Source organism: Exiguobacterium sp. HSB13 (assembly GCF_056764755.1).
On the sequence record NZ_JBUZOM010000020.1, the window covers coordinates 1 to 493 of the forward strand.

The following is a 493-nucleotide window of genomic DNA, read 5'->3' on the forward strand; positions in this document are numbered from 1 at the left end:
GAGGGGCCGAAGATGTTAGAAAAGTACAGGATGAAGATATGGGAAAAATTCAACACGGCAATACAAAATTGACCAAAAAGCTGACCTCCTAGGCGGAGAAACGGGAAGAAGAACGATCAGGCGTCGTTTGTCCTCCGGAGTACGCCAAGTCTCAGAGGAAGGCGACAAGAGATCTCTGGGGCAAACCAGACGGGATTCAAGCCCATCACGTCATCCAGTCCTTCAAGCCGGGGGAAGTGACGTCACGACAAGCGAACGAAATCGGGCAGGAACTCGCTCGATTCATCTCCAAGGGGCATGAAGACGTCATCTACACGCATACGGACAAGGCGCATATCCATAACCACATCATCATCAATGCCGTGAACTTCGAGAACGGCAGCAAGTAACAATACTCAAAAAAAGACCTTCATCGTATTCGGGAGAAGAGCGATCAGCTCTGTCTCGAGCAAGGCTTTTCGGTCTTCCTCAAGCGAGAGGCACCCGTTGGCTT

General features: G+C 50.7%; 1 pseudogene. It reads left to right on the forward strand.

The features are described 5' to 3' along the window. Nucleotides 1-110: 110 nt before the first annotated feature. A pseudogene (locus ACZGCQ_RS16845) lies at nucleotides 111-389 on the forward strand (relaxase/mobilization nuclease domain-containing protein); the annotation flags it as partial. Nucleotides 390-493 lie beyond the last annotated feature (104 nt).